This is a genomic window from uncultured Proteiniphilum sp., assembly GCF_937873925.1.
In the GTDB taxonomy this organism is placed as follows: Bacteria; Bacteroidota; Bacteroidia; order Bacteroidales; family Dysgonomonadaceae; genus Proteiniphilum.
This window is the reverse complement of record NZ_CALNAT010000046.1, coordinates 18,437-44,507: the sequence shown is the minus strand read 5'-3', so window position 1 is coordinate 44,507 and position 26,071 is coordinate 18,437. Positions and strand designations below refer to the sequence as shown.

Here is a 26,071-nt window from a genome sequence, read left to right as displayed (position 1 = left end):
TTTATTGAATTACAAATACTCGAGGACGATCATGTCCCAATATTTCAAGGCCGGAAGCGTCAATCTGACTTCGTTGCCTTCTTGCGTGAAGTCAAGTGTATTGGATACCCCTCCGTTCAGATCGGGGGAAGCGAACCAAACGTTTTTCACCGGATTATCCACGGTGACTGTAATCTCCACATCGGCAACTTCCGTGGGCTCTTTTTGGATTCCATTGGTATCCCTCCATTCCATAGAATTGGCATCGGAAAAATTAAGAAGATGGATCACATCCCTGCCGGTAAATTTTTTGCCGGTAACGGCCACTGCTCCCTGTGACGCCGGCCAGTTCTCTACCCGGACATTTTCGTCGGCCGATTGCACTTCAAACGATGCAAACGTGCCTCCGTCGCGCAAAAGGTTCTGGTAAGCCACAAGAAAATCGTAGTAACGGATCAAATCCTGCCTCAGTTCGCTCTTCATTTGCAGGTTCGAGTTCGGGAAATATTCGTTTGCCAGGTAATGTTCACCCAGTTCAAGGTGTGCACCTCCGAAAGAGAATATCACCGCGTTGGCCAGCAATACACCCGGCCTGTTCACATATCCTGCACTGTTCGACCGGGCATAGTTCATATAAGCGGCAAGCACGGTTTGTTTCCGGTTATCTGAATAGGCGTTGTTGTCAAGGATCACCTGCGCCAATTGTTCAAAGGTCTTGCTTTCGTCCCACACTTCGGTATAGAGAAAATCGACATCAGCCTGGGCAATATGGCTCTGCCCGTATTGGCTGACCGCGTTCATCACCAGCCGTTTGCCGGGGTCGGCCTGTTTCATGGCGGCAATGAACGGTGCATACGTTTCATCCAGTTTCACTTCGTTGCCATTATAATCATATACCGTTCCCCGGTTCCCCAACTGGTCGATATGGTAGCCGTCGAACCCGAATACACTGTACACATCTTTGTGGCGTGCGGCCAGATAGGCCTGCCATCCCGGATTGCCGGGATTGGTCAGGTAAATGCTGCTGCGGAAAGGGGGATCGAGGTGGTGATTGTCCTTATCGGAACGGTTGGCATCCCTGAAGATATACCACTCCTCTTTTACCCCATCCGATGCGGCATTGCTCAGCGCACCGAACGCCAGGTTGTAAAACATCGCATTCATTCCCCTGTCATGCGCAGCATCGATATATCCCTCTACCGTAGACAAATAGTTGGTGCGTCCGATAAGGTCGGGCCAGGACGCCAGCGGATTTTCCACGGTGCCGGCCAATGGACGATGATGGTCGTACATCCAGTCATAGAATTGTATCCCATTGATACGGTAACGGCTCAGTGTCTCGATATTCCTCGCAATTTGTTCTTTGGACATATCGCCGTAAGAAGAAAGAAAACCGTAACGGGGGAATTTCGTCCAGTCGGAAGAGACATCCACGGCTATGCTCTGATATACCTTTTCGCCGTTTTCCTCCGTTTCATAAATATCAACCATATATCCTTTGAAATCTTCGGCCGGTGCAGTCCATGACCAGGTTGTCCCCGGCAGGGCTTCCTCCTTTACCACTTCTCCCAGATGCGAATAACGTACTTTCAGGTTACCGGCCGGTTTTTCTTTCAGGGTAAAATGTACGGTTTCCCCGGGTTTATATACGGCTTTATCGGTAGTAATACCGATATTCAGGTAGGTATCGCCGTAAGTGACCGGATCGTTTTTCGTGTCATAATAATCTTCGCATGATGCCAATATCAGCGAATAAATGACAATTATATAAGTGATTTTTTTGATCATAATATTTTTTAGAGATCCGCCACACCTGATGAAGGGTATGGCAGATCCTCCGGTTTGTTTATTGTTTCTTGATGGTAACTGTTTCTTTCAACTGGTCGAGTTCGATCTGATACGTTCCGGCCTCTGGTATCCTCCACTTGTAATCGACTCCCGCCCCCGGATAGTTATACATCATCTGTTCTTCCTGTCCGGTCGGTGTTTTATCGGCTTCGTTTGCAATGAACCAAGCGCCGTTCCAGTCATCTTGTTTATCGCAGGTAAACTTCAATTCTCCTCCCTTCAGTGCTCCGGTCCAAGTGAACTTGTACGGATCAGCGGTGGTCGTCATTGCGGTGGCATTACCGATATCCCAACCATTGGGCGTTGCATCGCCCACGAGGTATACCATTTCGAACGGCGTGAACGGAACGATATTGATCTTCATATCACGCGTATCCAGTTTGATTTTATATACACCGCCCGTAATATTCCATTTATAATCAGGATCGCCGGCCCATTTGTCCACATCCAGATCCGTACCTTCGCCCGCCATATCGACAGCGGGACGGAAAAAGACTGCGTCCCAGTTTCCCGCGGCAGTTCCGATCTTGAATTCACCGCCGGTCGAAAGATCGGCATTGTAATGGAAAACGAACGGATCGAGCGGATTTACGGTCATTACTTCAAAATTCCAACCGGTAGGATTGCCCACGAACCACAACTCGCTGTATTCCGGCCCTTCTCCTTTTACGATGCTGAGGGCCAATGTGATCAGATTCACCGCCACGGTATAGGTTCCGGATTCTGTTATTTCGAACTGTTCATCGTAGGGATCATCGCCACTTTCACGCAGATAGAGTTTCGTATCATTTTCCCCTTTGTTGTAAGAAGGGACGAACTCACCCAGCGTTGTGATGAATTTGAATTTTCCCGGTGAAAGCGACCCGGTCCAGGTAAAACCTTTAGGAACATTGTTGATAGGCCGCATTTCGGTAGCATCGTCCGCGCTCCATCCGTTGGGCGTTGCGTCGCCTATCAGGTACAACGTTTTTGTAATGGGTTTGTGCGTTTTAACCGAAATACGCTGTACATTAGAGATCTCCGGCTCAATACCCTCTGCCGCAATCGTGGCGATGACACGGGCTTCCAGTACTGTTTCCGTATTTACGGCAATACCGAAATCGTTGAGCAATATCTCATTCAACTCTTCGTTCCTGTATATTTTCTCATAGACTTCCCTTCCCAGATCGAGAGAGATGCCACCGGCAAAGTCATTACCCTGCACATCCATTTGAAAAGTATAGCTGATAGCAGCATGGGTTCCCTGATTGGACCCTGTTGTCCACGATAATTTCAGGGCTTCCGTCGTCGGGTTGGCAGCATCGAGTCCGATCTCAGCAACTGACGCGGTGATTTCCAGCGGGGTATTCCCTTTATCCAGTTCCATATAATTATCGTCGGCACACCGCATGAAAACGGTGGCCAGCAACGATAGGATGAATAATAATCGATATGTTTTCATCATAAAAATTCGTTTTTAATCGTTAATCGTCCGGTATAGGTCCACTTAATAACCCAATTAAATATGTTCTTTGAGATGTCTGTTTGATGCCGACAATCAATTTGTTATGAGTGGTTCTTTAAAGAAAATACCGGACTGTTATGATATTAATATCCTTGATTCTGTGTTAAATTGGGATTGGCATCCCTTTCCCTTTGCGGGATAGGGAACAGAAGGTGTTTCTGCGCCGCATTGATTTTCCCGATAGAATGCAGGAAATCCAATGCATACCGGCCGTTATCCCACCGGACCATGTCGAACCAGCGGTGTCCCTCAAAAGCTAATTCGATACGGCGTTCATGCCTGATCTTCTCCCTCATCTGTTCGGCCGATAAATTTTCCACATCGCTCCGGTCATCCAGTCCGGCTCTCCTGCGTACCTGATACAAAGGCTCTTCCGCTTCTTCACTTCTTCCCAACTCGTTCAATGCTTCGGCTTTCATCAGCAACACATCGGCAAAACGCAACACGACGACGTTTGCCGAATTCGTATTGTAATCGGGCGAAACGGACAGCGGTACAAGGAATTTCCGGACATTGTACCCTGTATTCGACATGGTGGCTTTATATGATTTGCCGTCGAAAGTGGGGCCTCCTTCATACAGAATGGTTTTGTCTTTACGCAGATCGCCTTCTTCGTATTGATCCACAAATTCCCGGGTCGGCTGGTTCCAGCCGTATGCGCCGCCTACCCATCCGGTATTGCGCGGTCCCATATAGGTACTTAACCAATTCGCCTGATTTTCATCATCCCAGAATCCGGCTTTGGTCAATCCGTAATATTGTACCTCAAACAGAGATTCGGCTGTATTTTTATGCCTCTCCTCCCCGCCGAAGCAATCGCTGTAATCGGGATTGAGGGTATAACCGAGGCTCTCGACCAGTTCACTCATTTGCAGTGATTCCTCATACATCCCCAGCGTAAGATATACCTTTGCCAGCATTCCGGCGGCAGCTCCCTTGGATGCACGACCGATATCGCTCCCTGAATATTCTTCCCTGACGGGTAATAGTGCTACTGCATCCTTCAGATCAGGAATGATCACTTCGTTATAAATGGTCATCCTGTCGGTACGTGCCTGCAGCAGGTTATCTCCGGGTTTCGGCGTGGCGACCGTCATCGGGACATCCCCGAAAAGTTGTACCAGAATAAAGTAATAGTGCGCTCGAAGGAATTTTGCTTCCCCGATAGACCGGTTTTTCAACGATTCATCGATATCCATCTCCGGCACATTTTCCAATACCGTATTGCAGTACAATATGCCCGGATTGGGACCTCTCCAGATATCGAGTGCGGCGGCATTATCGGCCGTGGCCACAAAATTCGCCAGCGTAACGGTCTCTATACCGTCGGTACCCCCTCCGGCGCCTACTTCACTGTTTCCGGCAATAATATCCAGCGTCCATATCCTCATGTTGTATAACTTGGGACGCTGAAGCGGCTGATATGCCCCGTTTACCAATGCAATGGCCGATGCTTCGTCGGTAAGCGCTTCGGCGCTGGGATCTTCATAAGGGACCTTGTCCAGAAAATCCGAACATGATCCGAGCAATGTCAATGCGGACAAAAGTCCTATATAGAATATCTTCTTCATAATATTTAAAATTGAATGTTTAACCCTAAACTGATGGTACGTGTTACCGGATAAGTGCCGAGATCGACACCGCCCGCCCCTACTTCGGGATCGAAACCCGAATATTTGGTAAGCGTAAACAAATTCTGACATGAGACATAGAGGCGTGCCATGCTCAATTGTGCTTTTTGTGTAACCGATTGCGGTAGCCTGTAACCCAGTGTAAGGTTTTTCAAACGAAGGTATGAACCGTCTTCGATAAACCGGTCGGAGTGACGCACGTTCTGGTTGGGATCACTATATACCGCACGCGGGATGCTGTTACTTGTCCCCTCCCCTGTCCAGCGATCCAACACTTTTCTCGTCTGGTTCTGCGGAACGGACATACTTTCCTGCCATATCCTGTTGGCATTGTAAATATCATTTCCGGCGACACCCTGGAAAAACAGCTGCATGTCGAAATTCTTATAGGCAAAGCTGTTGTTCAGAGAGAACGACCAGTCAGGGAAAGGGTTGCCGATAAAGGTCCGGTCTTCGGCATTGATCACACCGTTATTGTCCAGATCACGGAATTTGATATCACCGGGCGCCGTCCCCCCCGCTACCTGAACCGCATACCGGTCGACTTCCTGCTGGTTCTGGAAAATACCATTGGTTACATAACCATAGAAAGCATTCACCGGCCTCCCTTCTGCACTGACCTGCACTTTGGTCATATTGATATCGTTGCCGGTAAACAAGGCAATCCCCTCATTCATCTTCATTACTTTATTCTTATTGTAAGAAATGTTGAAATCGGTATCCCATTCAAATTCACCGGTAAGGTTCCTGGACGACACGGTCAATTCAACACCCTTATTCTGAACTTGTCCGGCATTAATACTCGGTACGTAAATATCGGAATAACCGGTTGTAATGGGTACGGACATCGGCACCAGCATATCGCTCGTATTTTTCAGGTACGCATCCAGTGTCAGGTTAATGCGCTGATTGACCAGTGCGAGATCGACCCCGGCATTGAGTTGCTTTACGGTCTCCCATTTCACATCCTGATTGGGCATCACCAACGGATACAACGTGGAAACCGGCGTACCGTTGAACACATACTGGCCTGTTCTCAGGCGGGTGAAGTAGGCATAGTTATCAATGCCGTCCTGGTTTCCGGTTTCACCGTAACCTACACGTACTTTGACATCGTTCACCCATTCGTTGGTATGGAAAAAAGACTCTTCCGACAACCGCCATGCCGCTGAGAACGAAGGGAACGTTCCCCATCTGTTCTCTTTGGAAAACCGCGAAGAACCGTCGCGGCGGATGGTTGCCGTGAAAAGGTATTTATTGTCGAAATTGTAATTGGCACGCCCCAGGAACGAAAGGACAGCCCAATCGTTTTTTGTTCCGCCGACTGTCGGGTCGGTAAGCCCGTTGTTCAATTGGTGGTTGTTATCGCTCAGGAATCCCTGTATACTCGCGTTCATGCGGTTATACACATTATTCTGGGCGCTGGAACCGATCATCACATTGATATGATGTTTATCCTCAAACGTGTCTATGAATGTAAGTGTATTGTCCCATAAATAGGTAAGGCTTTTGTTCGATTCCTCATACAACGATGATTGCGGCTGCGGAATAGGCTTCCAGTCGTATTTGGGACTAAAACTGTTATTATCCCAGAATTTGAAATCGATACCGCCCAGCGATTTGAATGTGAGTTTATCTGCCGGTTTGATCTCGGCAAAGATATTGCCAAGTACATTGTATCCGTTGGTCCTGTTCCGGCTTAGGGTCGCCGTTCCGATCGGGTTGCGGATATCGCCGTACTGGTGGGCCGGTTCGCCGGGGCCGGAATAAGAACCGTCTTCGTTATAAACAGGTTGGGTAGGCAGTGAAGCCATTGTTCCGCGAATATCATAAGAACCTTGTTTCTTTATATCATGGCTCAGGGTTATGTAGTTACCGAATTTTATCCATGAGCGCACATTCGATTCGCTGTTGAACTGTACGGTATAACGCCGGTATGAGGTATTAAGCACGATACCATCCTGATCGAAAACTCCACCCGACACATAGTAATTACTCTTATCGTTACCGCCCGAATAGGAAACCGTATAGTTTTTCATCCATGCCGAGCGGAACAGTGCGTCGAGCCAGTCGGTACCCTCGCCCCACAACGTTGGGTCAGCAAAATCAGGACGCTGGGCAAGCGGCGAGGAAGCGAACTTGTTATAATTGGCGATCATCTCGTTATGTAACGAGGTAAACTGTGCAGCATTGAGCATTTGAGGCATATCGGTAGCGGTTTGTACTCCCCAATTCGCACTGAACGAGATAGAACCGTCCCCCGATTTCCCTTTCTTCGTGGTAATCAATATCACGCCGTTCGCACCGCGGGAACCGTAAATAGCGGTTGCGGAAGCATCCTTGAGCACATCTACCGTTTCCACGTCCTCCATATTCAGGGCATTGATCCCCAAATCGGTAGGTACGCCATCGACAACCAACAAAGGTTCGCTGTTGTTAATGGTACTGATTCCCCTGATGCGGAAGGAAACATTATCGCCCGGTTTACCGGAAGAAATAACCTGCACACCGGCTGCCCGCCCCTGAAGGGCTTCCCCGATGCTGGCTACAGGTTTGTCTTTCATCGTTTCGCCGGAAACCGATGCTACAGCGCCTGTGAGGTCCCTCTTCCTCATCACGCCGTATCCGACAACAACCACTTCATCCAACAATTGATTGTCTTCTTTCAATATAATGGAGAAATCCGTTCTCCCCGCAACCGGAATATCCTGGGGGTGATAGCCGATGTAAGAAACGGTAATCACTGCGGATTCAGGTACCTCCAGAGAAAAATTGCCATCGATATCACTTACGGTTCCGACAGTAGTTCCTTTTACAAAAACGGAAGCCCCAATCACAGACTCACCCTGTTCATCGGTGATATTTCCGGAAATCATTTTCTGATTCTGAGCCGACAGATGAACACTGAAAACTACACACAAGACCAATAATAATAACCTGTATGCAATAGGCTCTTTGGATAATTTTTGTTTTTCCCTCATGTTAATAAATTTAGAAAATAAAAAATACAACATTTTTGTTAAGCAAGAGCAGAACAAATTTATTTGTTTTGCCGAGCGCAGAATTGGAAATCGAGAAGCGAAGGCGACTCAAAATGTCTAATGAAATTGAAAGGTTATAGTCACATTTATACTTCAATAACACCGGCAAATGTAAAAGATGAAGTAACGAGAAAAAAATCCGAATAGTTAACATATAGACACGAAAATCACATACAACGCTATAAATCAAACGAATAAACACATATCAAGCTGCAAAAAAAGTGGATCGTATATATTTATACTTTCTGTATGGCACCGATTTTCATCACTAAACCTTCGAACTTATCACGGGGCACGGCAGCTTTATTTCGTACTCTCGTACGATAATTATAAATGGTATTTGCGGAATAATGCAGGAAGTTGGCTATGCGTGCACTGTCGGTTATTCCCAACCGGATCAGGGCGAATATACGTAGTTCAACGTTCAACAGTTCATTGGCTTTTAGCACGAAACGTTCTTCCTCGAGCAACAGTGAATTAAATTCTTCCACGAAATCAGGATACAGATGAAGAAAGATGTTATCGAACAGTTTATAGAGCTCCTTCAGCTCCTGGTCAATCATATCGTGCGATTTCAGCATCCTGAAAAGTTCATCGAGTTTTCGTTCGGCGGCTTTGTTATTGAGCGTGTTCTGGTATTTCTCCAATTTATTGATATATGTTGAACAAAGATCCAGAAAATGGCCGATGTAAGTTTCCTTGATCTCGTTGGATTCGGACAATTCATCATTTACGTCCGACAATTTTTTATTCGTTTTATTCAATTGATCCACGGTGAGTTGCAAATCCCTGTTCAGATCATTCAGCTTCAGGTTCGTTTGATACAGTTCCTTTCTTATCCGGGCAATCTTCTTCATCTGGCGATAGACGTAAATAATGGCAAGGATAAGAAACAACGACAAAAGACTTACCAGGACAAGGAAGAGTTGCAGCTCTGACTGCTGATTCCTGACTTTTTCCTGATAAGCCGAATCGATAATCGGAAGTATTTGCGAAATTTCATACGTCCGCAGCCGGGCATTACAAAACATGGCATCTTCCATCGACGATTTGATACAACTATAAGCCTTTTCTATATTACCGGTTTCAAATAACGTGATGGCCAATGCCTGCATCGATGCATTTTCCTTAATCGCATTCTTTATATCGCAGATGGCCGATATGGCGTAATAGGTTATTTGCTTATCGATATCTCCTTCTTTCCGGTAAATATTTGCCAGGGCATAGGTCAAAACGGCCTTTTCATGGTCTTCTGCCTCCGATTGATTGATAAGATCCTGTAAAATCTGTTTTGATTCAGCCAACCGGTTTTCGTCGAATAGTTTTTCGGCATATACAATCCGGTAATGGTTGGAATTTTTATCAAGTACATTCAGCAATGAGTCGCGGTACTGGCTGCTCTTTGCAATATATACATGGGCATTAAAATTATTGAAGGAATAGTTCCGGTATAACTGTTTATAGCTGTCATAATATCTTATCAGCAGTTCATCAGAAAGTCCGTTTTTATCAATATTTTTCAGAATATCCAATGATTCGATGTACATTCCCGCTATAATATACAAAGAGGTCAGATTAAGGTTCGATTCATTCATCCGGTCGCGATCGCTCAATTTTTCGGATATCTTTATGTTCTGGTTTACATAATGAATGGCCGAATCGGAAATATATGTTTTATATTCGTTGAATAATTGCAGGTTTATATCATATCGTTGTACATCGCTTATATTAGGCGTTTCTAACATCTTTTTTACGGATAATATCCGGTCCTCTTTTTCCGACATGAATGTTTCTTTGTTCTCCATCAGTTCGTATAATATCCTGAGTGCCACCCCTTGTTGTGGCTCGCCGGCTAAAACGCTCCTGACAGGGAAAACAAAGACAACAGCCCAAAACAGTACAACGATTGATCTGCGACTATTCATAAATTAGATATATCTCTCATGTCGCAATTTATAAAAAAATATCGGATAATGCCTTATCCCCTCATATAAAACTAAATAAATTGCCCGTTTATATTGCGGAAGCACACAAAATTATTTTTTTTCCAACAGCACCACATTCTCCACATGATGCGTGTGCGGGAACATATCTACCGGTTGTATGCGTGCCACCCTGTACTTACCGTCGAGCAGGCTCAGATCACGCGCCTGCGTGGCGGGATTACAGCTTACATACACAATCCGTTCCGGTTCCGCCAGAAGGATCACATCGATCACATCGTTGTGCATACCGGCCCGGGGTGGGTCGGTGATGATCACATCGGGGCGTCCGTGTTCAGAGATAAAATCGGCGGTGAGTACATCTTTCATATCACCGGCAAAAAAAAGTGTATTGTCGATTCCGTTCAGACGGGAGTTCTCATGGGCATCGTAGATGGCCTCAGGGACATATTCTACTCCCACCACCTTTTTTGCATTTCGCGCCACGAAGTTGGCAATAGTACCCGTTCCGGTATAAAGGTCATATACTGTCTCTCCGCCTGACAACCGTGCAAAATCACGGACCACTTTATAAAGGTTATACGCCTGTTCGCTATTGGTCTGAAAGAATGATTTGGGCCCGATCTTGAACTTCAACCCTTCCATCTCTTCATAAATATGATCACGGCCATGCCAGGTGATCACCTCCTGATCGGTGATCGTATCGTTGGCTTTGCTGTTGATAATGTAGAGTAATGAAGTGATTTGCGGAAATTTTCCGGCGATAAAACCCATCAGTTTTTCCCTTTTCTCCGGATCGTCTTCATAAAAGACCACGATCACCATCCATTCGCCAAGGGAACTGTTGCGGATGATGAGCGTACGCATCAGCCCCGTCTGGTTGCGAAGATCGAAAAAGGAATAGTTGTTTTCCAGGCAAAACTCCCGGACTGCATTTCTGATTTGATTGGAAAGGTCATCCTGTAACCAACATTTATCGATATCCAGCACCTTGTCGAACATACCCGGAATATGAAAACCCAACGCTTTCATATTGTCAAATGTCTCACCGCCGGCAATTTGTGCTTCGGTCAGCCATTTTTTGTGGGAGAAGGTGAATTCAAGTTTATTCCGGTAAAAAGTCGTACGGGATGCACCCAGAATAGGATTGATGTCCGGCAGATCGACTTTCCCTATCCGCTCCAGGTTATCCGCCACCTGCTGCTGCTTCTGCTTCAACTGCTCCTCATAAGGCAGCATCTGCCATTTACAACCGCCGCACACGCCAAAATGAATACAAAACGGTTCAGTCCTGTTTTCCGAATACTTTTCAAAACGCACCACCCTACCCTCGGCGAAACTGTTCTTTTTCCGCGTCAACTGAATATCCACCACATCTCCCGGTACGGCATAAGGCACAAAGACCGCCATACCGTCGACTTTGGCAATCGCCTTACCCTCGGCTGCCACATCAGTAATAAGAATATTCTCTAGTAAGGGAAGTTGTTTTCTCTTTCTTACCATCATCTCCACCGTTTTGAGGCACAAAGATAGTGAAAGGTGAGCGCAGAATATCAAACTTGTTTGAAGATTCTGCCGAACCGCATCTTATATTCTATAAAGATAAAAAAAAGTTATCCGGATGAAACTGCATCTTAAACGGGTTTGAGACAAAATTAAGGATGATACTTAAGAAATAATGGGTCTATACCGGACCCGCGGTATCGGTTTTTTTATACCTGGTCAGATTTTCAATGGTGCGTTGTTGTGAATCAATGATACTTATCAGCTGTTTGTTGATATCGGTCTCGTAATGAGACGCCGGTTCTGCAACGTCCCGGTCGCTTTTTTCGACTTTTTTTCTCATTTCTCCTCTGCCGGTAATCAACCAGTCCGGATTTAACCAATCAATTGATTGGATAATCTTTAATAATATCTCGTATCCAGGGTAACTTCTTCTATTTACAACAATATTTCTGACAGTTTGATCTTTTGACCCAATTTTTTTCGCAAACTGAGCAGGCACTCCATTACACTCAATTTCAATCACTTGAGCGATCCTATCAAAAATAGTTTCATTTTCCATAAAAAAACACTCATTTTATTTGCTTTATTCAATAATATTATTGATATTTGCAAAACGAAATAACTTATTACAAAGTAAATGTTTTTATTTCATTTTTGAAATAGGGAGAAAATGCTATTTCCCTTGCTAATACATAAAAAAATGGAAAGAAATTCGTTTCAGAAAGGTCTCGGTCAAGTACAGGTAAAAGATCTGGCTGAAGTCAAAGCTAAACTCATGCAGGCGCTTGGCATTCGAACCTCGCAGGGTCTGGGATATCGTATCCGCGGTGTGTATTCCCTGAAGGTGCATGAAAAGGAACTAATAGAATCCATCTTCGCAGAATATGGGATTACAGATATCTGGGGTTCGTAGAACATTACCAACTTGACGCGCTGAGAACGTGAGATGAGCCCACAGTTTGGGATACCGCTAAGCTACACCTGAGGGGCATGAGGATCAGGAATAAAGAACAATGGGGCAAAAGTCAAGGGTAATTAGTTGATGTGATGATTAAACGATTTAATGATTGAGTAATCTGCCATCAGACATATCCTGGGCTCTTGATTCTTTTGTCTAAATAAAAAATCATATGAAACGAGCATGTGAAAAGTACACTAATCACATGAAGAAGAATCAAATCAGCGAAAAATGGCTCGAGATCATGATCTATCTCCTTTTAGCTATAGTACTCATCGGGCTATCCGTTTGCCTGATCATATTAACCACCTGATAAACCCATATTTTATAATCCCTTCCTCTCTCCCCCTATTTTCAAATAATTTTTCCTCCTATGGCTAAAGATTCTCGTTACCGATAAACTTAAATGTAACTCTTTTTACCCAGCTTATTGAAATAGATCTCCGATATATAGTGAGAGTATCAAAAGTGGCGGTAGAAAAGGTTCGCGGCAGTAGGTACGAAAATCAAAAAATCGCTGGTACGGCTCAAAAAAAGATTTTTCAGATTTAATTCAGAAATAATTTCGTTATTTATCCCGGTAAATATAAATAGGGTATAAGCAGGAGAAAACTTCGAAAGGATAAATTAACAGCCGGTACCCTAGGGATCTGATGCAAAATATTTAATTTTACTGTATGAGATCCCTGAAAATAAATTAACCGTATGAAGATATTGATAGTAGAAGATGAACCATCTTTACACGAGCTGATAAAGCAAACCCTGGAAAGAGAACGATATGTGGTGGAATGCGCCTCATCCTATCAATCGGCTATCCGGAAGATAGAAGATTACGAATACGATTGCATCCTGTTGGACATTATGCTTCCCGACGGTAACGGGTTATCTATACTGGAAGCTTTAAAGAAGATGCAGAAACAGGACAGCGTGATCATTATTTCCGCTAAAGACGCGTTGGAAGATAAAATTACAGGGCTGGAACTGGGTGCGGACGACTATCTGGCCAAGCCATTCCACCTGGCCGAACTTGTTGCGCGGATCCGGAGCGTTATACGACGGAAACAACACGACGGAAACATGTCCATAGAAACAGGCAATGTAAAAATTTATCCCGAAGGGTTCAAGGTTACGGTCAACGACAGGGATATAGACCTTAACCGTAAGGAATACGACATACTTTTTTATTTTGCAAACCGCAGTAACCGGCTGATCAATAAGCACACACTGGCGGAGGCGGTATGGGGCGACCACATCGACCAGGTCGATAATTTCGATTTCATCTATGCGCAAATTAAAAACCTGAGGAAGAAACTGAAGGAATCCGGAGCAAACATTGAAATAAAAGCCGTGTACGGCATAGGGTATAAATTAATCATTGAATGAAACTGATCTACCATATCATCATCCGATTGAGTATTATACTCAGTGTTGCCTTGGCAATATGGGCCGTCTTCTTTTATGTGAGGATGATCGATGAAATAAATGATGAGACCGACGACTCGCTGGAAGATTATTCCGAACAGATCATCATGCGCCTGCTGGCAGGAGAAGAACTGCCTTCGGAAAGCAACAACTCCAATAACCAATATTACCTGAAAGAAATAACGACCGCAGAAGCACAAAACAAACCCCACATCCGTTATCTGGATTCCATGGTGTATATACCATTGAAAAAGGAAACAGAGCCGGCACGTATACTCACCACCATTTACAAAGACGAAAACAGAAAATATTATGAATTGGTTGTCGCCATACCCACCATTGAGAAGAAAGATCTCAAGGAGGCCATCCTTTACTGGATTATCTTCTTATATTTTGGTCTTTTACTTTGCATACTCCTGATCAACGTCTGGGTGTACCACGAGAGCAATCGCCCCCTGCATAAATTACTCGCCTGGCTCAATCGATATAAAATAGGAAGAGAAAACGCCCCTTTAAAAAACGATACGGATATCACCGAATTCAAAAAACTGAACGAGACAGTAGTCAAAAGCATGAAACGCAGCGAAGAGGTTTTCGAAGAACAAAAGCAATTCATCGGGAACGCCTCCCACGAAATCCAAACCCCACTGGCCGTCTGCCGCAACCGCCTGGAAAACTTAATGGATGACGAATCCCTTACGAAGACCCAACTGGAAGAGTTGTCAAAAACACTCCGGACCCTCGAATACATCACCCGGTTGAATAAAACACTGTTGTTGCTCTCTAAAATAGAAAACAGGCAGTTTTCCGGCACACATGAAATTGAACTGAACTCCATTATAAAAAAGAATATCCGCGATTACGAAGAAGTATACGCCCACATGAACATCGACGTTGAAATCAGGGAATCCGGCATATTTAAAGTAGTGATGAATAGAACCCTGGCCGATATACTGGTCAACAACATTATCAAAAACGCTTTTGTCCATAACATGACAAACGGAAAAATAAATATCGAAATCTCTTCGTCGAAGCTTATTTTCAAAAATACCGGGCAGGGATCCTCCCTTGACCCCCAATTTATTTTCAAGAGATTCTACCAGGGGAATAAAAAACCGGAATCCTCAGGACTTGGGCTGGCATTGATCAAGTCGATATGCGATTTGGGGAAGCTGCATATAAATTATGCTTTTGAGGAAGATTTTCATCGTTTCGAAATTTCCGGATAAAAGGGCCTCGATTTTATACCACAATATTTATTATTTAACACTAAAGTCGTAAAAGATGGGGTGATTCACTGATCTGTTGATTGGTATATTAAATCATCACATTGCCCAATCATCACATCATCAAATTGATTATTACGTTCGTTTCATTTTCTTTTCAGAATCGTGTCATAGCTTTGCCATGTACAAACTGAAAATAAAAACAAATCACAGATGAAAAAATTAATTCTTTTATTCTTATGCGTGGCAGCTGTTCACGTAACAACCAAAGCCGGTAATGATAAACCTATCAACTTTGATCAACTACCGGCCCGGTCTCAACAAACGATCAAAAAATATTTCCCCGACCACTCAGTCGCATTGGTTAAAATGGAACGTGATTTTTTGGACAAAAGCTATGAAGTTATTTTCACCAACGGCAATAAAGTGGAATTCGATAAAAAAGGAATGTGGAAAGAGATCAATTGTAAATATGCGGGGCTTCCCCCGGAAGTCGTACCGGAACAAATTGCGAATTATGTCAGGACGAATTATCCCGATCTGAAAATAACCAAAATAGAAAAAAAGAGTCGGAACCGGCATGAAATCGAACTATTGAATGGGATGGAACTGGAATTCGACGCTAATTATACTATAATTGATATTGACGATTAAAAATGAAAAGTATGAAAAAATCTATTTTAACAATGTTAGCGCTGGCTGTTATAACAATGCCATTTTTGAGCTGTGATGACGACTATTTGCCCGGCACTGCTACCAACGGCATCAAAGTATTCATCGAAGAGAAATATCCGGATGCCCGGATCCTGGAGATTGAACGGGACGACAACAGAACAATCGAAGCAGACGTTCTTCATGATAATGTGAGTAAGGAGGTCGTTTTCGACCTGAACAACAACTGGTTGCGAACTTCGTGGGATATGAGGATCTCCGACTTGCCGCAGGAAGTAAGAAATATCATAAACGATCCCGCTTATACAGGATACCACATCGATGACGCCGATTTTGTAGAGACCCCCCAGGGCAATTACTACCTGTTGGAACTTGAAAAAGGCAACTCCGAAGTAAAAGTAAAAATAGACGGAACCGGAAAAGTACTAAACTAAAGGTGGTTTAAATGCCGTATAGGAATAATCCGGCGACAAACAGAATAACGGAGGCGAATATCCCTCTAACACAGGAGAGCGCGTCATAAGCAAGGGCTTATAACACGCTCTCTTCTTTTGGCCTGATCAAGGAAGATCGCTTCTATATCAATCCAGCGACTTGATCATATCTTCGGGGCGCACCCATTTATCGAAATCTTCCGCAGAGACATAACCGAGGCGCACGGCCTCCTCTTTGAGCGTGGTTCCGTTTTTATGGGCCGCATTGGCGATCTCGGCAGCTTTATAATAACCGATCTTGGTATTCAAAGCGGTTACCAGCATCAATGAGTTGTTCAATAATTCCTTAATACGTGGCTTGTTGGGTTCGATATCCGATACGCAGTGTATATCGAAGGAAACGGCGGCATCGCCCAGGAGTTGTGCGCTCTGCAGGAAGTTGGCGGCCATTACCGGCTTAAAGACATTCAGTTCGAAATGTCCCTGCATGCCTCCTACGGCAATTGCCATATCGTTCCCGATCACCTGGGCGCAGACCATGGTGAGCGCTTCCGATTGGGTAGGATTCACTTTCCCGGGCATAATAGACGAGCCGGGTTCGTTAGCCGGGATAATGATCTCACCGATACCGCTTCTCGGGCCGGAGGCCAGCAGGCGGATATCGTTGGCTATCTTATTGAGCGCTACGGCTACCTGTTTCAAAGCGCCGTGTGTTTCCACGATGGCATCATGGGAGGCAAGCGCTTCAAACTTATTCTTTGCCGTTACAAAGGGGAGGCCGGTAAATTCGGCAATGTAGCGTGCCACGGTCACATCGTAGTTCTTGGGCGTATTCAACCCTGTTCCTACCGCGGTACCGCCGAGGGCGAGCTCCGCCAGGTGCGGCAATGTATTTTCAATAGCCCGGATACCATACTCCAGTTGTGCGGCATACCCGCTGAATTCCTGTCCCAATGTGAGGGGAGTGGCATCCATAAGATGTGTCCGCCCGATCTTCACCACATCCTCCATCTCTTTCGATTTGGTGGCCAATGCTTGCTGCAGTTGGCGCAACCCGGGCAGGGTGACCTCTGCGATCTTTTTATAACAGGCGATATGCATTCCGGTAGGGAACGTATCGTTAGACGACTGCGACTTGTTCACATCATCGTTGGGTTGTAATGTTTTCTCTCCCTCCCCTATCGTCTTTCCTGCCAGCTGATGGGCACGATGGGCAATCACTTCATTCACGTTCATATTGCTCTGCGTCCCCGATCCTGTCTGCCAGATAACCAGCGGAAACTGGTCGTCGAGTTTGCCTTCCAGGATTTCATCGCATACCTGCGCGATGTAATCGCGTTTCTCCTGTGACAGCACACCCAGTTCATGGTTGGCATACGCCGCTCCTTTTTTCAGATAAGCAAACCCGTAAATGATCTCCAGCGGCATGGAAGCGGGGCTTCCAATCTTAAAATTGTTGCGCGACCGCTCGGTTTGCGCACCCCACAGTTTGTCGGCAGGCACTTGCACCTCACCCAGCGTATCCTTTTCAATTCTGTAATCCATAAACCTTTTGTTTAATATTTATATAATTTTTGTCTTTAATCTCATCAGCCGGTTTGTCGTCAGTTTCTGCTTATAGTGTTTAATAAAAACATTCCGATCCCTCTTCATTCCGCACCATGCAAAAGTACAAAGAAAAAACGGCATCGGAAAACGGGATAAAGTAAAAAACATACACTCAATACTCCTATTTCATAGTATATTTCCCTAAAAATATACTCATTTCAGGGGATGGTTTTACCATGAAAAAGGTTATTCCTTTGAAGTTGTAAACTCACAAATGAAATATATTTATTGGAATTATATCAGGCCGCCACTCCGCCATTTGAATAGTAATCACCCAAAAAACAGTAATTTTGCACATTAATTCATAATTGATAAATCAAATAATCGTATGAAACAGTTAGCTTTTACTTTAGTGGCATTTGCCTTTTATACAGTCTCCTGCAGCAACGCGGGACAAACACAAAGCAACAGGGATAGTAAACAAACTACGGCAGAAACCGGGACCGTCGTTTTCGATGCAGATTCCCTGTATGCCGTTGCAGAATCGTTTATCGATGAACCGGTCGCGGTCAGGGGGTATGTTACCCATACTTGCAAACATTCAGGCAAACGTTGTTTCCTGACCGGCGAAGGACAGAAGCATTCAATCCGTGTGGAAGCCACAGGGGAAATAGGGGGATTTGACAAGGAATTGGAGGGTTCACAACTGGAGGTGAACGGCATATTGCGTGAACGACGCCTCACCCAGTCTGAAGTAGCAGATATGGAAATTGACCTCAACGAGAGACTGGTAAAAGAAGAAGTTTCGGCGGAAACCTGTGAGGCTGAATTAGCCAATATCAACGAGATGAAAGAGTGGATGAAAGTCCACGGCAAAGATTATTATTCGATATATTATATCGACGGGTTGAACTATGAGAAAGTTCACAATTAATCCGAAAGTAAGAAAGTGGATACGGATCATCCACCGCGACCTCGGTTTCGTGATGGTGGGACTGTCCCTTGTTTACGGAATTTCCGGTATTTTACTCAACCATCTGGACGGCAAAGACCCCTCGTATAGAATAGAGAATGAGAGCCTGACTTTTGCCGAAGGACTGACGCCGGAAAAGTTTAAACAAATATGGGAATCCGAATCCGACAGACCCAAACTGAACAATATCGGCGAAACTGCGGGGAAATACCGTCTAATGATACAAGGTGGTATCGGAGAGTATGATCCGCGGACAGGCATGGTTCAATACCAAACGAGCAAAAGAAAGCCGTTTGCCTACTGGGTGAACCGGCTGCATTATAATCGTGTCAAAGGATGGTCGCCCGTGGCCGATATATTTGCAGGCGCACTGATCTTTCTGGCTGTGTCGGGGTTATTTATGGTAAAAGGGAAGCATAGTATCGCGAAAAGAGGAAAATGGTATCTGATCATCGGCCTGCTTATTCCCATCTTGTATATATTATTGGCAGGATAAGAAAATATAGACCGGGATTTATTATTTAGAAACAATATAAATAAAACGATAAAAAGGCTTATCTTTGCAGGCCAAAATAGAAAATTCAATCATTAATGCGCCTTTCAGAACTACAAACCGGACAAAAAGCCTATATCACAAAAGTAAATGGTAGCGGTGCTTTCAGGAAACGCCTGCTCGAAATGGGGTTTGTGCGAGGAGAGGAAGTGAAGTCTATACTGAATGCCCCATTGAAGGATCCCATCAAATACGCGATCATGGAGTACGAAGTATCGCTACGCCGGAGCGAGGCAGTAATGATTGAAATATCCATGCTCGCAGGGGATGCCCAAAAATACAGAGAAGAACCGATATCTGCTGAACAGTATCCATCGGACACGGACGAAGACAACAATGACGGAACGGAACACAGGATATCCCACCACAGGAACGACGGACTCCATTCTGAAAAAAGGATAAAAGTAGCACTCCTGGGCAATCCCAATTCGGGAAAGACCACCATTTTCAATCTGGCATCCGGTGCGCATGAGCACGTGGGTAATTACGGAGGCGTGACAGTCGATTCGAAAGAAGGAACTTTACGGCATAACGGCTATAAGTTTACGCTGGTAGACCTTCCGGGCACCTACTCACTCTCGGCATATACTCCTGAAGAGTTATTCGTGCGGAAACATATACTGGAGGAAAAGCCCGATGTGATCGTCAACGTAGTCTCAGCATCGGCGGCGGAACGAAACCTCTACCTCACCACCGAGCTGATCGATCTGCAAGTCCCGATGGTGATCGCCATGAATATGTACGACGAACTGGAAGAGAGCGGCCGCACATTCGATCATGAAACATTCTCCTCACTGATCAATATCCCTATTGTCCCCACCGTAGGGAAAAGGGGTGAGGGAATCCCCCGGTTGCTCGAGAAAGTGATCGAGGTTTACAAAGAGGAGGAGCACGATTATGTGCAGATACCCTATGGAAGGGTTTTGGAAAAATCCATCGGCATCATGGAGCGGGAATTCAATAGTATCGGATCCGCTGCTTATGCCGGATGGAACATGCCATTACGCTACATCTGCATCAAACTGCTCGAAGGCGACAGCGATATAGAGAAACGGGTTCGTGCCTTGGCCCAACAGGAACAGATCTTTAGCCGCAGGGATAAAGAACGGGTCTACATTGAGAAATTGTTGCGTGAAGATCCTGAGTCGGCCTTCACCAACGCCCGGTATGGTTTTATCGCCGGAGGGCTGAAAGAAACGCTTACGGAAAAGACCCTGTTCTCCGACAAAACAAAACTGATAGACACCCTCGTAACCCACAAATACATCGGGTTCCCTCTCTTTTTCCTTTTTTTGTGGGTCATGTTCGAAGCGACTTTTCGCCTGGGCAACTACCCGATGGGGTGGATCGAGTGGCTGGTGGAACAACTGGGCAATCTCGTCAGAAACAATATGTCAGAGGGACCACTGAAAGCACTGATCGTAGACGGTATCATCGGAGGTGTGGGGGGCGTCATAGTTTTCCTTCCCAATATTGTAATATTGTACCTTTTCATCGCTTTCATGGAAGATTCGGGTTACATGGCGCGTGCCGCTTTCATCATGGATAAGCTGATGCACAGGATCGGCCTGCACGGGAAATCGTTTATCCCGCTTATCATGGGATTCGGTTGTAATGTTCCTGCTATCATGGCTACACGCACCATCGAGAGCAGAAGCAGCCGCATGATCACTATGTTCATCGTGCCGTTCATGTCATGCAGCGCCCGGTTACCGGTCTATATCCTTTTCGTAAGCGCATTCGTACCTCAATATGCAAGCCTGGTGTTGCTGGGATTATATGCTTTTGGTATTTTAATCGCTGCGGTCACGGCAAGGTTGCTCCGCAAAACCGCTTTCAAGGAAGAGGAAACCCCGTTTGTGATGGAGCTGCCTCCTTACCGGATGCCCACCCGCAAGTCCATTGTTACACATATGTGGGACCGGTCGAGTCAGTACCTGCGGAAAATGGGAGGTCCTATCCTGGTGGCCTCCATCGTGATATGGTTCTTAGGATATTTCCCCCAGAATGAAGAGAGAGACGCCGCATTCGACCAGGAGATTGCCCTGATCGATACGCAGCAGGCCAGCAACGAGATCAGCAGCGAAGAGAGGGAGGATCTGGTGGCCGAGATAGAGCATATCCGCAATACATCTCATCAGGAAAACTCCTATATCGGGAATATCGGGAAATTTATTGAACCGGTGATGCGCCCACTCGGATTCGACTGGAAAATATCGGTAAGTTTACTCTCGGGTATGGCTGCCAAAGAGATCGTTATCAGCACCATGGGTGTACTTTATACCGGTGACAGTGAAAATCAGCAATCATTACAGCATCGGCTGCGGGCAGAATCCTATTCCAACGGATCACCCGTTTTCACCCCTCTCGTTGTGGCGGGCTTTTTGCTTTTCGTACTGATCTACTTCCCCTGTGTGGCTTCCATTGTGGCTATCAAGGAGGAGTCACACTCCTGGCAGTGGGCGCTGTTCAGCGTGCTGTACTCCACCGGCCTCGCCTGGTTTATAGCTTTTCTGGTATATCAGGTGGGTAACCTGTTGATTTAAATATGGCCTATGTAAAAACTTTTCATCCGGTGAACCTGTTTTAATCGTATGGATATACAACTTTTTATCATCATCATTATCGGTATAGTCGTGGGTATTATCCTCGCGCGGACGGTGTATCGTTTCTTTTTCACCGAAAGAGATCACTCTCATTGCGGAGGCTGCATGGGATGTGATATACAAAAAGAACAAGCCCGCCATCTCGATCGATAACAGGCCTTTAGCGGCTAATGAGCAGGGTCTATTCTACTGGAATATAAATCTCCGTTTTTAACTTTTCCGGAGCCGTTTTCCCGGGGTGGTTAAGGTACTTTTCAAAACAATGATAATCCCTTAGCTTCAGGTTTTTTTCAGGTAAATATTTGCCGTAAATCGTGTCATATACTGCATCCAGATTCTCGTAGGGACCTTTATAAAGGAACATGGCAAACTTTCCGCCTTTTATCTCTTTTACTCCTATTTCTCCTTGTGGTTTGACCTCTTTTTTAATGGTCAGGCATATATCTGTCCTGAGTTTTTCGCTTTCCGTTACTTTCGGATCGTCATGGTATATTGCAATGTGCTCCATACCCGCGGAGAATAACTTCTTCTCTTTCACAAATTGCCATAAACGTTGCCATGAACCGCTAAAATCCAGGCTCCCATAACGTCCTGTCAAACTAATGTAGAGTACTTTTTTTGCAGGGATATCCATTACTTTAGGCTCTTTTATACTTAGCTGCAAAACTTTCTTTTCTGTTTTCATGATCATATATTCTTTATTGGTTCTATAATCTATCGGAGAAATCCCATATTGTTGCCTGAAGGCTTTGGAAAGTGAAGTAGGAACATCATAGCCTACTTTATAAGCGATTTCGGAAACGGACATATCCGTATACCGCAATAATTTAGCGGCTGTTTCCAATCTTATCCGAACGATATAGCTCCCGAGCGGTTCACCGAGCAAAGCCCGGGTTATCCGATGGAAATGCCAGGGAGAAAAATGGCTTATTTCAGCCAGTTCAGATAAATCAATCGGTTTATCCAGATTATTATTGATATAATCCTTAATGATATTTATCTGCTTTTGGTATTCTTCTGTGGTCGAAGTTCGTTGCTGCATATCGATCATTTATATTCTGCAAAAATAGGATATAATATCCTATTTTTCCTTTCCGATCTTGCTAATATTCATGGTTATGTCAGGGGTAAAAGCTCCGTTCTGATAACTATAAAAGGCAATATTCCTTTACCGGTTATTATAATCGAATCCTGTCTCCCTATCATCCCTATTTATGATAATTTTTCCCAACAAAAATCATTATTTTTAATGATTGACAGATATTGTTGAATCATATTACTTTGTAACAAATTTATACAGACGGTGGAGTCAACAGGCATTCCTTACGGTTCAAGTAAGGTGTTCCCATAGGAAATATGAAAAAAATTCATACTTTTTATAAGACTGCCCTTATCGCAGTGGCTGTTCTTATGGTTTGTCATATACAGATCGTAAAATCCCAAAATAATCATTTTCAGATTAACGGCGTGTTATTGGATTCTACGGATTTAAAGCCGATAGAGATGGCCGTTGTATCGATTGCCAACCTGGATATCTGGTCGGTTACGGATAAAGATGGCCGTTTTTCATTTGAGAATATTCCACAAGGTATATATACGTTCAATTTCCGGCTATTGGGATACCAAGAGCTGAACATCCCCAGAATAGTCAATTCGGATATTCATGACTGGCAACAAACATTGCAACCGATAACCCTGGCTTTGGAGGAAATAACGGTTACTGCAACGCAGAGTAAATTAGGGTCGTCATCGAAGATAGAAACAACTGCCATTGAGCATATCCAGCCGAAAAGCCTGACGGACGTATTTCAGTTGTTACCCGGGCAAGTGACTGAGAATCCGACATTGGCATCACCGGGACAAGTAAAGATCAGGGAAATAACCGAAAATCCGAACAGCGCGTTAGGTACGCTGGTGATGGTGGACGGCGCTCCCATGTCGAACGATGCAAACATGCAGACATTCAATACTACCCGGTCAGGGAATCTCTCCGCCGCCGCCAATACGGTAGGCAGGGGTGTCGACCTCAGGGAGATATCCGCTGATAATATCGAAGAAGTGGAAGTGATCCGGGGTATACCGTCTTCGGAATATGGCAACCTTACATCGGGAGTGGTATTGGTTAAAACGAAAACGGGTATCCAGCCCTGGGAAGTAAAAGCCAAGATGGATCCGAACACCAAGATGGGAAGCCTGTCAAAAGGATTCCGTTTACCCGACCGGTCCGGCACACTGAATCTCGGGGCGGATTATGCGCAGGCTTACAATGATATACGCTACAAGTACCGTGGCTATAAGCGCCTAACGGGAACGGCCATTTACTCCAACACCTTTATGGAGAAATCGACTCCGTTAGATATGAATGCGCGGGTTTCTTATTTCCAAACGATCGACGACAATAAATCCGACGCACAATTAAACAAGCTGGAAGCTATCCGATCGTCTCATAAAGGTATACGGACGGGAATAAGCGGCAAATGGATGCTGCGCAAGCCTTGGATCACCAATATGGAATATAGCTTTTCGGGCGATTATTCCTGGTCTGAAAACTATGTAAAGCAATTACAGTCGCTCCCAACGGGAGTTGTCCCCTATCCGACTTCTTATACAGACGGAATATTTGAAGAAAACTACCTGCCGGGAGTATTCTATACGGAATACACTACCGACGGTAAGCCCTATAATTTTTTTGCAAAGATCAAAGGCAACCTGAATCGTCAGTTCGGGGAAACATTCAACTCACTCATCGCCGGGTTGGATATCTCAGTAAGCGGGAACAACGGGGAAGGGCTACAGTACGACCTGTCTGCCCCTCCTATGTCGACGCTTGAATCGAGCATCCGCCCCAGGGCGCATAAAGACCTCCCGGCTTTGTGGAACTATGCTCTTTTCATGGAAGACAAAGTGATCCACCCGATAGGCACCACAACGCTTACCGCGCAAGCCGGAGTACGGTTTTCGCACACCCGGCCGGGAAATTATTCTTCGATAGAACCACGCCTGAATGCGGCCTGGGAGATTCTCAACAAAAAGAATAATACGTTGTTCGACCGCCTGAGCGTCAATCTGGGCTATGGGGTTTCCGCGAAAATGCCCACCCTATCCTACATTGTCCCTGATAAAGCATACTTCGACAATGTCAGCTTTAACTACTATGATACGGATCATAAGCTGGCAGTGGTAACTACCAAAGTGATCGATACGGCAAACCCGGCATTGAAACCGGCCCGTAGCACTAAAAAAGAAATCGGATTCTCTTTCGATATCCCAAAAGTATCGGTTTCGGTAACGGGTTTTCACGAAAAACTGAAAAACGGGATGACCTTTTCATCCACTCCTTACTTCGCCCCATACCGAAAATTTACGGTGGAAGGAGCCGGCAAAACGCCGGAATTCGAAAACGGAGAGGTCTACTATTACGAAAACGGAGAGCGATTGCAGGCTTCTTCTGTCATGGACACGGCTGTTTACACCTATAACATGCCGACCAATAATCAGGTTCTCATAAAAAAGGGAGTAGAATATATCATACATATCGGACAAATAAAATCTATCCGTACATCATTTGTTATTGACGGGGCCTGGTTGTTCCAGGAGTCCTACAATATCAATCCGACTTATGTAAAAAGATCCAGGGTCGAACAGGGCGAACTCGTCTCGTATGTTGCGATCATGCCGCCGGGAGATAAAAAGATTCGCCAGCGGATTAATACCAATATCCGTATGATCACCCATATTCCGGAATTGAAGATGATCGTCTCCCTTACGCCGCAGATCATCTGGAATACAAAGGAGAAAGACAGATGGGAGGATGAAAAAGGGAATTCCCTGGTATATTATTACAACGACAACGGAGAAAAAGTATATGACCATACCGCCCTGCAGGATACGGAAACATCGCGCTACATAGACCCGTTGGCTTTCTTCGACAAAAGCGGACAAAAGCATGAATGGAAAGAGGAATATGCCCAGGATTCACGGTATGCTTTTCTTCGGTCAGGCAACCAATACACGTATGAATATGTGGAAGAAAGCCTCCCTCCGGCATTGCAATTCAACCTTCGCCTGACCAAGGAATTTTCCCGTAATCTGACGTTGTCTTTTATGGCAAACAACTTCTTAAAGATGAATCCTTCACAAAAGAGTAACAGAACATCACAATACGTGCAACGAAATACCGAGTTTTATTTCGGAGCAGAGATCCAATATAAGTTTTAACTATTCATT

Annotated in this window: 20 protein-coding genes; 11 read left to right on the top strand and 9 right to left on the bottom strand. The window is 45.0% G+C overall.

Features of this window, described 5'->3' with window-relative positions; genetic code table 11:
• Nucleotides 1–9: 9 nt before the first annotated feature.
• The 7 genes from Q0502_RS03410 to Q0502_RS03380 form a co-directional block, all read right to left on the bottom strand.
• Nucleotides 10–1,767 (bottom strand): glycoside hydrolase family 66 protein, encoded by a 1,758-nt coding sequence (locus Q0502_RS03410; protein ID WP_298647153.1) that lies wholly within the window; start codon nt 1,765–1,767, stop codon nt 10–12.
• A gap of 58 nt (nt 1,768–1,825) precedes the next feature.
• Entirely contained in the window at nt 1,826–3,271 is a 1,446-nt protein-coding gene (locus Q0502_RS03405) for a SusF/SusE family outer membrane protein (protein ID WP_298647150.1), read from the bottom strand.
• 143 nt (nt 3,272–3,414) lie between these two features.
• Nucleotides 3,415–4,902 carry a RagB/SusD family nutrient uptake outer membrane protein gene (locus Q0502_RS03400; protein WP_298647147.1) on the bottom strand — a complete coding sequence of 496 codons (1,488 nt, stop codon included), beginning with the start codon at nt 4,900–4,902 and terminating at the stop codon, nt 3,415–3,417.
• 5 nt (nt 4,903–4,907) lie between these two features.
• Complete coding sequence (locus Q0502_RS03395; RefSeq protein WP_298647144.1) at nt 4,908–7,943, bottom strand: TonB-dependent receptor; 3,036 nt, start codon at nt 7,941–7,943, stop codon at nt 4,908–4,910.
• A gap of 296 nt (nt 7,944–8,239) precedes the next feature.
• Nucleotides 8,240–9,928 (bottom strand): DUF6377 domain-containing protein, encoded by a 1,689-nt coding sequence (locus tag Q0502_RS03390; protein ID WP_298647141.1) that lies wholly within the window; start codon nt 9,926–9,928, stop codon nt 8,240–8,242.
• A gap of 111 nt (nt 9,929–10,039) precedes the next feature.
• Entirely contained in the window at nt 10,040–11,449 is a 1,410-nt protein-coding gene (gene rlmD, locus Q0502_RS03385) for a 23S rRNA (uracil(1939)-C(5))-methyltransferase RlmD (protein ID WP_298647165.1), read from the bottom strand.
• A gap of 181 nt (nt 11,450–11,630) precedes the next feature.
• On the bottom strand, nt 11,631–12,011 hold the full coding sequence (locus tag Q0502_RS03380; RefSeq protein WP_298647137.1) for a hypothetical protein: 381 nt from the start codon (nt 12,009–12,011) through the stop codon (nt 11,631–11,633).
• 141 nt (nt 12,012–12,152) lie between these two features.
• Between Q0502_RS03380 and Q0502_RS03375 the strand changes: the two genes are divergently transcribed.
• From Q0502_RS03375 to Q0502_RS03350, 6 genes are all read left to right on the top strand, one after another.
• Nucleotides 12,153–12,365 carry a hypothetical protein gene (locus Q0502_RS03375; protein WP_298647134.1) on the top strand — a complete coding sequence of 71 codons (213 nt, stop codon included), beginning with the start codon at nt 12,153–12,155 and terminating at the stop codon, nt 12,363–12,365.
• Nucleotides 12,366–12,582: 217 nt separating this feature from the next.
• A complete protein-coding gene (locus Q0502_RS03370) occupies nt 12,583–12,723 on the top strand; it encodes a hypothetical protein (protein WP_298647131.1) in 141 nt (46 codons plus the stop codon).
• Nucleotides 12,724–13,115: 392 nt separating this feature from the next.
• Nucleotides 13,116–13,793, top strand: coding sequence for a response regulator transcription factor (locus tag Q0502_RS03365; RefSeq protein WP_298647129.1), 678 nt, complete (start codon nt 13,116–13,118; stop codon nt 13,791–13,793).
• The gene (locus Q0502_RS03360; protein WP_298647127.1) at nt 13,790–15,061 is read left to right on the top strand and encodes a HAMP domain-containing sensor histidine kinase; all 1,272 of its coding nucleotides are present in this window, start codon (nt 13,790–13,792) and stop codon (nt 15,059–15,061) included. The genes Q0502_RS03365 and Q0502_RS03360 overlap by 4 nt, the downstream gene beginning before the upstream one ends.
• Before the next feature lie 210 nt (nt 15,062–15,271).
• The gene (locus Q0502_RS03355) at nt 15,272–15,712 is read left to right on the top strand and encodes a PepSY-like domain-containing protein (protein WP_298647125.1); all 441 of its coding nucleotides are present in this window, start codon (nt 15,272–15,274) and stop codon (nt 15,710–15,712) included.
• A gap of 11 nt (nt 15,713–15,723) precedes the next feature.
• The gene (locus tag Q0502_RS03350; RefSeq protein ID WP_298647122.1) at nt 15,724–16,164 is read left to right on the top strand and encodes a PepSY-like domain-containing protein; all 441 of its coding nucleotides are present in this window, start codon (nt 15,724–15,726) and stop codon (nt 16,162–16,164) included.
• 147 nt (nt 16,165–16,311) lie between these two features.
• On the opposite strand, the gene fumC is transcribed toward Q0502_RS03350, so the two are convergent.
• On the bottom strand, nt 16,312–17,709 hold the full coding sequence (gene fumC / locus Q0502_RS03345; RefSeq protein ID WP_298647119.1) for a class II fumarate hydratase: 1,398 nt from the start codon (nt 17,707–17,709) through the stop codon (nt 16,312–16,314).
• 391 nt (nt 17,710–18,100) lie between these two features.
• On the opposite strand from fumC, the gene Q0502_RS03340 reads away from it, so the two are divergent.
• The 4 genes from Q0502_RS03340 (at nt 18,101) to Q0502_RS03325 (ending at nt 21,997) form a co-directional block, all read left to right on the top strand.
• The gene (locus Q0502_RS03340) at nt 18,101–18,646 is read left to right on the top strand and encodes a hypothetical protein (RefSeq protein ID WP_298647117.1); all 546 of its coding nucleotides are present in this window, start codon (nt 18,101–18,103) and stop codon (nt 18,644–18,646) included.
• The gene (locus tag Q0502_RS03335) at nt 18,627–19,181 is read left to right on the top strand and encodes a PepSY-associated TM helix domain-containing protein (RefSeq protein WP_298647115.1); all 555 of its coding nucleotides are present in this window, start codon (nt 18,627–18,629) and stop codon (nt 19,179–19,181) included. The genes Q0502_RS03340 and Q0502_RS03335 overlap by 20 nt, the downstream gene beginning before the upstream one ends.
• Before the next feature lie 95 nt (nt 19,182–19,276).
• Nucleotides 19,277–21,784 (top strand): ferrous iron transport protein B, encoded by a 2,508-nt coding sequence (feoB, locus tag Q0502_RS03330; protein ID WP_298647113.1) that lies wholly within the window; start codon nt 19,277–19,279, stop codon nt 21,782–21,784.
• 48 nt (nt 21,785–21,832) lie between these two features.
• Nucleotides 21,833–21,997: a hypothetical protein gene (locus Q0502_RS03325; RefSeq protein WP_298647111.1), complete on the top strand. Its 165-nt coding sequence runs from the start codon at nt 21,833–21,835 to the stop codon at nt 21,995–21,997.
• A gap of 28 nt (nt 21,998–22,025) precedes the next feature.
• Here Q0502_RS03325 and Q0502_RS03320 read toward each other — a convergent pair whose 3' ends face one another.
• Entirely contained in the window at nt 22,026–22,886 is an 861-nt protein-coding gene (locus Q0502_RS03320) for an AraC family transcriptional regulator (protein WP_298647109.1), read from the bottom strand.
• Nucleotides 22,887–23,200: 314 nt separating this feature from the next.
• Between Q0502_RS03320 and Q0502_RS03315 the strand changes: the two genes are divergently transcribed.
• Nucleotides 23,201–26,062, top strand: coding sequence for a TonB-dependent receptor (locus Q0502_RS03315; protein WP_298647107.1), 2,862 nt, complete (start codon nt 23,201–23,203; stop codon nt 26,060–26,062).
• Nucleotides 26,063–26,071 lie beyond the last annotated feature (9 nt).